General features: G+C 42.7%; 13 protein-coding genes. All 13 read left to right on the top strand.

Annotated features, from left to right (window positions below):
* Positions 1-150 precede the first annotated feature (150 nt).
* The 13 genes from N473_RS09850 (at position 151) to gpW (ending at position 6,673) form a co-directional block, all read left to right on the top strand.
* Positions 151-387, top strand: coding sequence for a hypothetical protein (locus N473_RS09850; protein WP_063367763.1), 237 nt, complete (start codon positions 151-153; stop codon positions 385-387).
* Between the two features lie 12 nt (positions 388-399).
* Complete coding sequence (locus N473_RS09845) at positions 400-831, top strand: hypothetical protein (protein WP_063367762.1); 432 nt, start codon at positions 400-402, stop codon at positions 829-831.
* Between the two features lie 4 nt (positions 832-835).
* Positions 836-1,291, top strand: coding sequence for a hypothetical protein (locus N473_RS09840; RefSeq protein WP_063367761.1), 456 nt, complete (start codon positions 836-838; stop codon positions 1,289-1,291).
* Positions 1,278-1,592, top strand: a complete 315-nt coding sequence (locus N473_RS09835) for a nuclease domain-containing protein (protein ID WP_063367760.1) — start codon at positions 1,278-1,280, stop codon at positions 1,590-1,592. Before N473_RS09840 ends, N473_RS09835 begins: the two co-directional genes overlap by 14 nt.
* A complete protein-coding gene (locus N473_RS09830; RefSeq protein WP_063367759.1) occupies positions 1,582-1,827 on the top strand; it encodes a helix-turn-helix domain-containing protein in 246 nt (81 codons plus the stop codon). The genes N473_RS09835 and N473_RS09830 overlap by 11 nt, the downstream gene beginning before the upstream one ends.
* Complete coding sequence (locus tag N473_RS09825; protein ID WP_063367758.1) at positions 1,814-2,182, top strand: hypothetical protein; 369 nt, start codon at positions 1,814-1,816, stop codon at positions 2,180-2,182. The genes N473_RS09830 and N473_RS09825 overlap by 14 nt, the downstream gene beginning before the upstream one ends.
* A 159-nt stretch (positions 2,183-2,341) precedes the next feature.
* Complete coding sequence (locus tag N473_RS26990; RefSeq protein WP_081221061.1) at positions 2,342-2,497, top strand: Com family DNA-binding transcriptional regulator; 156 nt, start codon at positions 2,342-2,344, stop codon at positions 2,495-2,497.
* The gene (locus N473_RS09820) at positions 2,475-3,146 is read left to right on the top strand and encodes a DNA-methyltransferase (RefSeq protein WP_063367757.1); all 672 of its coding nucleotides are present in this window, start codon (positions 2,475-2,477) and stop codon (positions 3,144-3,146) included. Before N473_RS26990 ends, N473_RS09820 begins: the two co-directional genes overlap by 23 nt.
* Before the next feature lie 82 nt (positions 3,147-3,228).
* Positions 3,229-3,639 (top strand): glycoside hydrolase family protein, encoded by a 411-nt coding sequence (locus N473_RS09815; RefSeq protein ID WP_063367756.1) that lies wholly within the window; start codon positions 3,229-3,231, stop codon positions 3,637-3,639.
* A complete protein-coding gene (locus N473_RS09810) occupies positions 3,639-3,869 on the top strand; it encodes a hypothetical protein (protein ID WP_063367755.1) in 231 nt (76 codons plus the stop codon). The genes N473_RS09815 and N473_RS09810 overlap by 1 nt, the downstream gene beginning before the upstream one ends.
* Positions 3,870-4,042: 173 nt before the next feature.
* Entirely contained in the window at positions 4,043-4,561 is a 519-nt protein-coding gene (locus N473_RS09805) for a hypothetical protein (protein ID WP_063367754.1), read from the top strand.
* Complete coding sequence (locus N473_RS09800) at positions 4,512-6,455, top strand: terminase gpA endonuclease subunit (RefSeq protein ID WP_196766388.1); 1,944 nt, start codon at positions 4,512-4,514, stop codon at positions 6,453-6,455. Before N473_RS09805 ends, N473_RS09800 begins: the two co-directional genes overlap by 50 nt.
* Positions 6,455-6,673 (top strand): gpW family head-tail joining protein, encoded by a 219-nt coding sequence (gene gpW / locus N473_RS09795; protein ID WP_063367753.1) that lies wholly within the window; start codon positions 6,455-6,457, stop codon positions 6,671-6,673. The genes N473_RS09800 and gpW overlap by 1 nt, the downstream gene beginning before the upstream one ends.
* The last annotated feature ends 35 nt before the right edge of the window (positions 6,674-6,708 follow it).

The raw sequence follows: 6,708 nt of genomic DNA, 5'->3' as shown, positions 1-6,708 counted from the left end.
CTTTTTGGATAAATCAATAAACAAAGAACACGTTATCAACGCAGGTTGGATCGCTGTTCCTTACCAATTCGATATAGACGAATCATTCGCGGGTGACCTTTTCAGTCAATTTGGCGCTTTTGATGCTTTAGCAAAGTGGGAGTGTGCAGCATGACACAAAGAGCAAGATTAAAAGAAATTATAACAGGTCCTGAATATTGGACTCTTGAAGAAATATGTAATGCTAGTGAAACGATTTTTCATAAAAAGGACACGCCTGCGGCTATGTCTGCACGATGGAGAGAGATTGTAGATGGTCCCAATTTACAAAAGCTAAAGCGTGTTAGAAAAGGCACTAAAAACCTTTGGGAATACAGAATACAAGCCGAACCAGCTAACGACGATTAATTGGGGGGGGCAATGAAATCATACGAGAAGGACCAAAAAGAGTTTGTTGCAGAAGTAAAGGCGATACTCGGTTGTGATTACAGCATTGCGCTGGTGGAAGCGCGAAAAGCAAAAGAGGATTATTTATCAGGGATAACTAATCCAACAGCGAGAGACCTAAACCTTGCGAAAGCTGCTGGTAATCGAGTTTTGTTAAAGCATGCAAAACTCCATGGTGTCCCAAGTGTTACGCAACAGATTAAGGATAAGAAGCAAGCCGAAGCTGATAGAAGAAATAGGCCAAAAGTCCAAAAAGAGCGGTTTAAAAGCCTTAAAAGTGCTAACGATGTTGCAGCAAATGCAGGCAACTTTAAGCATTCTAGAAAAGTCCCACAAAGCCAAGGGTTTTCTTTGAATTATTCACTCGAACAAACATATCAGCAGAAAGCAAAAAGACGAGCATAGGTTTATGACAGTAAAAGTTTTAACGTTCAAAAACTACGTACAGGCAATGCCGATTATTGGCTCTATGATCAGAGAAATGATCAAGGCTAAGAAGGTTGTAAGACTAGAATTTAAAGAACAAAACACTATCCGTTCAACGGCGCAAAACAGATTAATGTGGAAATGGAATCAAGCAATTTCAGAGTTTTTAAGAGAGCACCACGGTCAAGAGACAAGCTCCGCAGATGTACATGAAGTACTTGTGCGTAAAAAGTTTGGGGTGCGTGTTGTGCAGGTTGGAGTAGAAGAACCGATCATTGTCAGAAAGCAGACGCGAAAACTAGGAACTAAGCAGTTTGCTGAATATCTAGAGTGGATGGATATGTATTGCGCCGAATACTTGGGTCTTATGCTACCTAAGCCTGAAGACCTCTATATGTTGGCGGTTTACGGAGAGGGGGAAAAGCGTGTCCTTAATTAGCTCTGCGATTCGGGAAAGTGCAAAAGGCAAAGAATGTCAGGTTCGATTGCCTGGCATTTGCAACCATGACTCGAGCACGGTTGTGCTCGCCCATGTTGGCGGAGGATCAGGCATTGCGCAAAAATGTGATGATATTCATTCTACTTACATTTGCTCTGCTTGTCATGACGTCATAGATGGGAGAGCAGGGCCTGTATTGTTGTCTGAGGTGACAATTAGGCTCTACACATTAGAGGCAATGATAAGAACGCAAAGGATTTTTTTAAAACTTGGATTGATACAGGTGCCTGATGAGCAATAACAATAAACTCCCATTAACCGGCGGGCGTATTTTGCGTTTAGCTCGGCTTGTCAGACAAATGACTTTGGACGAAGTGGCTGTGGCTTACGGCGGAATATCAAGGGATACATTATCCAGATGGGAACGCGGCGTAACCGCTGCTCCATTTGATGACGTCAGAGGGATCGTTGAGGACGTACTTAAGTTTAAGCTGGTTGAGCTTATAGGTGTGGAGAGCATTCATGACGAACATTAAAGTTTTAAGAAAAGAATTACGGACATGGGGCGAGTTTTGGGCCTCGAAAGAAAGTACAGAGGGTTACGCTAGAAAGTCCAATGTTGAAAAGGTAAAAGAAAGTTGCGAGCTCGGTGGGATCTTTTCTTCCACTCTATATCTACACAATCAGGGGGCAGACAATATTTTTATCCCGCCTCATATCCAAAGGTTAACAGATAGGGTTGAAAGGCTTAGTAAAGATTGCAAACTGGCAATAGTTGGTAAGTATGTGAAGGGTTTTAACAACAAAGAATTAAAATCATGGGCGTGTTTTCCAGAGGTCAAAAGCGTTGAATTTTGGATTTTACGAGCAGAAACCGAGCTTTTGCAATAAATAACGGGTCTATACGGCAGATTTGCCGTACAACACGGCACATATGCTATTTTTATTTACGCGAAAACAGGCATAATTTAACTATGCTCGCGAGAGCTATATAAAATAAACCTCGTAATTAAACCCCGCTTTTATGTGGGGTTTTTTGATGGTGATTATATGCAAGATGTAAGATGTACTTGCTGCGATAAACTACTATGCCGAACTATTGGAGTAGTAGAAATCAAATGCCCCCGTTGTAAAACAATCAATGTAGCAGAACGCCTAGAGCGTCACGAACCAAAGGTGACGCATGACAGATATAAAACTGATTAACGGCGACTGTGTAGAAGAAAGTCAAAACATTCCTGACAACTCAGTCGATTTAGTTCTAACAGATCCCCCTTACCTTATTGGCGCCAGTAGTGTTGGCAAACCGTCAAGGGCTGGCTCTTGGACTGACTGGATGAATGAAGCACACTTCTACAAGTCTTGGATCGAACAGGCTCAACGCGTACTGAAAGACACTGGCTTTTTAGTGTCTTTCTGTAACTGGCGCTCTATGCCTGTGATTACCAAAGCACTTACCGATTTAGGTCTATCAATCACATCAGTTTTAGTGTGGGACAAGATGTGCTTTGGCCAAGGTAGCCGCAAAGGTTTAAGGCCACGCTATGAGCTGGCTGTGTTTGTTGCCATGAAAGACGCGGGAATACCTAACCGGGCATTACCTGATATTTGGGAATGCAAACGAGTAGCGCCACAAAACAGAGCAACAGATCATCCAGCAGAAAAGCCAGTCGAGTTATTTAAAAAGCTGATATGCGAGACAACACCTGAAAATGCATTGGTTGTAGATATGTTCACAGGCAGCGGGACGGCAGCTATCGCTTGTCGTGAAACAGGACGTAACTTCATAGGGTTTGAACTTGATACCCACTGGTACAACGCAGCGCTTAATAGATTAAAGCAAGAGCCAGAGTAAAAGAGCTTCCCTAAAAGTACTTGAGTGCGCATGGATGCGGCTCCTTTTTCTTCCATGAATAAAAACATACGCAGGAAAAAACATGTCTATGAATTTAGTAGAGCAGCTTAAAAAACATGAGGGGTACAGACAGTACCCCTATTACTGTACAGGCGGCAAGTTAACTATCGGCTATGGGCGTAACCTTGAAAGCAATGGCATGAATGAAGAAGAGGCAGAGCAGTTACTAGTTAACGATATAAGGAATGCAGAGGCAGGAGTTAAACGGCGTATAGACGTAACTCATTGCAATAGAGCAAGACTCGATGTGCTTGTGAATATGGTTTTTAACATTGGCTTAGATGGACTAATGAAGTTCAAGCGAATGATAGCAGCAGTAGAGGCAGGTAACTTTGCCGATGCAGCCTACGAGATGAAAGATTCCAAATGGTACAAGCAAGTACCTAACCGTGCTGAAGAACTAATAGAACAAATGATTAAAGGCGAGTACTGATGTCTGATAGCAAGTGGAACAATAAACCGATTGATATCGCACACATACTTACAACTATCACAATGATAGTAGCAAGCATCGTATACATAACTGGATTGGACAAACGAATCTCAATTAATGAGAAGCAGATAGAGCACGTCAAAGTTCAGAGAGTAGAAGACCAGTCTCGAATCGAGAAGCAGTTAGACACAATCAACGAAAAGTTAGACAAACTTATCGAGTCTAAGTGATTGATTCAAAATTCATTTGAATGGGTCCTTTCTGGGCACCCCCCTTTGCAATGCGGGTAGAAAACACGCGGGCCTTCTCGCATTTTTAAAAAAAATTTTTTCTAGCCCTTTTCCGTTTCCGCTTTCTTTAGCGTGTTTGGAGTGTGATTTAACTAGCTAATTCAGGTTTCAAGATGGCGACACAAAAAGAAGTAGCAGCTTATTTTAGCGTCGAAGATCGTACAATCCGAAACTGGTCAAAAATAACTGGATTCCCCGCCAGCAAAGGGCGTGGCGGTTATTGCATTCAGTCAATTTCAAAATGGTTAGCAAGTATTGCTATGGCAAAAATGGGGAATGCTGCACCTTGTCCTGCTGATACAAACGAAGAAGAAAAGCAGTTAGAAATAGCGGAAAAGCGCAACAAAGTGCGTAAAGGTGAGATAGATATCTCCAACAGAGAATTTGATCTCGCTGTTAAACGAAAAGAATATGCGCCAATTTCAATCATCACTAGAACACTCGAACAGGTAAGCGTGGCAATTGCAACGAATCTAGATGCGTTATTGCCAAGATTGAAAAAGGCACAGCCTGACATATCCCAAGATGCATTAGAAGAAATTAAAAAAGTGATTGCCACTAGTAGAAATGAGGTCGCACGGATTGAACCAGATAAGTCCAGAATCTTGGGAGGCGATCAAGGAAGCAGTTAGCGCAGGACTTGGACCATTAAAAACCCAGATACCTCAGAGCGCAGTTGAGTGGGCTGACGAGCACTTTTATTTACCCGAGGGGGCAAGTCAAATACCTGGTAGGTGGTCAACACAGCCGGTACAAAAAGCGTTGCTCAATATGATGGGTAATGACGCTATTGCTAGCTTTACACTGAAAAAACCGACTCGCTTCGGTTACACAAAAATGCTTTGTGCGGCTATTTGGTATCTAGGCGTTCACAAAAAACGAAGCTCTGTAGTTTATGAACCGACAGACCCCCTAGCTAAAAAGTTTACTTTAGACGAAGTTGATTCGTTGTTACCGATGGTTCCCGCCATACAAGCGGTCTTCCCTGATTGGAATGTCAACAATGAAAAAAACAATGCTAAGAAAAAGTCTTGTATTGGTTTTTCAATTGACATATTAGGCGCTGAGTCTCCAAACAACCACCGAGCTTTGACAAAACAAGTGGTTGTTGGTGATGAAATGTCTGCTTGGAAAATAAACAGCGGTGAAGGTGATAATGTAAAAAACTTACTCAAACGGATTCAGGGTTCTAGTTTTGGTAAAGCGTTATTTGGGTCAACTGTAACGTTCACAGGCGATGTTATAGAGCGGCTTCTTGATGAAGCGGATTGTGTTTTCAACTTCCATATTCCCTGCCCACACTGCGGAAAAATGCAGCGGTTACTATGGGGGGATAAAGATTCAACCTATGGCATGAAGTGGAACAACTCACTTCAAACTGACGAAGAAAAGTCAAACTCTGCTTATTATCTCTGTGAAGACGCCAAGTGCCAGCAAAGCGAATCAAAAGGCAAAATTTATTATCGGTCCCTTTCTAAAATGGAAGAGTTGGGTCGGTGGATATGCCAAAAAACAGGGATATGGACTGAGGACGGATTATCGTTTTTTAATGAGGCAGGTAGCAGGGTAAAAACCCCAAAAAGGGTAGGAATTGAGGTATCTGCTCTTTACTCACTAAACCTTACTGAAGGTTGGATTGAATTAGTCCGAGAATGGCTGGACATCAAAGGGGATCCGTCAAAACTTCAATCATTTTGGAACTTGGTTTTAGGTCTTCACTGGCAGCCACAACACACTAAGCGCATGAGTCATGAAGACTTGCTCGATAGGCGTGAAAAGTACAAGGCGCAAGTGCCAAAAGATGTGGTGTACATCACTGTTGGCGGGGACACCCAAGACAATCGCATGGAAGGTTATACATGGGGGTTCACGCCTGATTTTCGCAAGTACCTAATTGATAAATTCATTTGCATGGGGGATCCGAGAGATCAGGAGGTTCAGGACGCCGTTGTCCAATATTGTGATACTACTTACACGCGAGAGGATGGCGAAAAGCTAAGAATCTCTCGGATATGCTGGGACTTAGCAGGTCATAGATCTGAGATAGTTTACAAGCTTTCAAAGCGAATAGGTTTACTACGATTCATACCATGCAGGGGCGCGAGTAGTTACGGACAACCTGTGCAAACAATGCCAATGCAAGTCAATAAGAAGACAGGAACATACATTGTTCAAGTAGGTACAGATACCGCGAAAGATACTTTTTACACAGATATAGAAGTTCCTCTCGGCGAGCCCAGAGCGATCCACCTTCCATTGGATGACCGTGTGTGTGATGAAGACACATGCAAGCAATTGGTTTCAGAGGTGCGCAAGCCCAAAAAAACCAAGCAAGGCGTGTTGTTTGTTTATGACAATGAAGGACGCCGAAATGAAGCGCTAGACTGCTTTGACTACGCTTTATCTGCTCTGCACGTTTCAATAGAAAAGTTTTCTCTCAACCTTTCCGATTACAAATCACAACAACAAACGCAAAAAGCCGCCGCTGCGTCTTTTGCAGAACTTGGCAAAAAATTAGGTGCATAATGAATATTGATCAGCTGAAAGCGAACTTGATAGAGGCACAGCAAGCGTATCACGACTTATTGACTGGGCAAGCCGTTGTTTCGTTTGTTCGTAGTGGCCGAGAAACTAGATTTACTCAAGCTAAAAAAGCGGATCTAAAAAACTATATCGACGAATTGGAAACTCTAATAAATGGCACATCGCAAAGGCGCAGAGGACCTGCGAGGTTGTCGTTATGAGTGGGTTAGTCGCAAGTGATGGAATAACACCGCTT

The organism is Pseudoalteromonas luteoviolacea CPMOR-1, from assembly GCF_001625685.1.
Classification (GTDB): domain Bacteria; phylum Pseudomonadota; class Gammaproteobacteria; order Enterobacterales; family Alteromonadaceae; genus Pseudoalteromonas; species Pseudoalteromonas luteoviolacea_K.
The sequence above is the reverse complement of the archived record's forward strand: the minus strand, read 5'-3'. Positions and strand labels throughout refer to the sequence as shown.

Coding starts and splice junctions, on each gene's coding strand:
- N473_RS09850 (WP_063367763.1), top strand. CDS start 151: ATGACACAAAGAGCAAGATTAAAAGAAATTATAACAGGTCCTGAATAT.
- N473_RS09845 (WP_063367762.1), top strand. CDS start 400: ATGAAATCATACGAGAAGGACCAAAAAGAGTTTGTTGCAGAAGTAAAG.
- N473_RS09840 (WP_063367761.1), top strand. CDS start 836: ATGACAGTAAAAGTTTTAACGTTCAAAAACTACGTACAGGCAATGCCG.
- N473_RS09830 (WP_063367759.1), top strand. CDS start 1,582: ATGAGCAATAACAATAAACTCCCATTAACCGGCGGGCGTATTTTGCGT.
- N473_RS09825 (WP_063367758.1), top strand. CDS start 1,814: ATGACGAACATTAAAGTTTTAAGAAAAGAATTACGGACATGGGGCGAG.
- N473_RS26990 (WP_081221061.1), top strand. CDS start 2,342: ATGCAAGATGTAAGATGTACTTGCTGCGATAAACTACTATGCCGAACT.
- N473_RS09820 (WP_063367757.1), top strand. CDS start 2,475: ATGACAGATATAAAACTGATTAACGGCGACTGTGTAGAAGAAAGTCAA.
- N473_RS09815 (WP_063367756.1), top strand. CDS start 3,229: ATGTCTATGAATTTAGTAGAGCAGCTTAAAAAACATGAGGGGTACAGA.
- N473_RS09810 (WP_063367755.1), top strand. CDS start 3,639: ATGTCTGATAGCAAGTGGAACAATAAACCGATTGATATCGCACACATA.
- N473_RS09805 (WP_063367754.1), top strand. CDS start 4,043: ATGGCGACACAAAAAGAAGTAGCAGCTTATTTTAGCGTCGAAGATCGT.
- gpW (WP_063367753.1), top strand. CDS start 6,455: ATGAATATTGATCAGCTGAAAGCGAACTTGATAGAGGCACAGCAAGCG.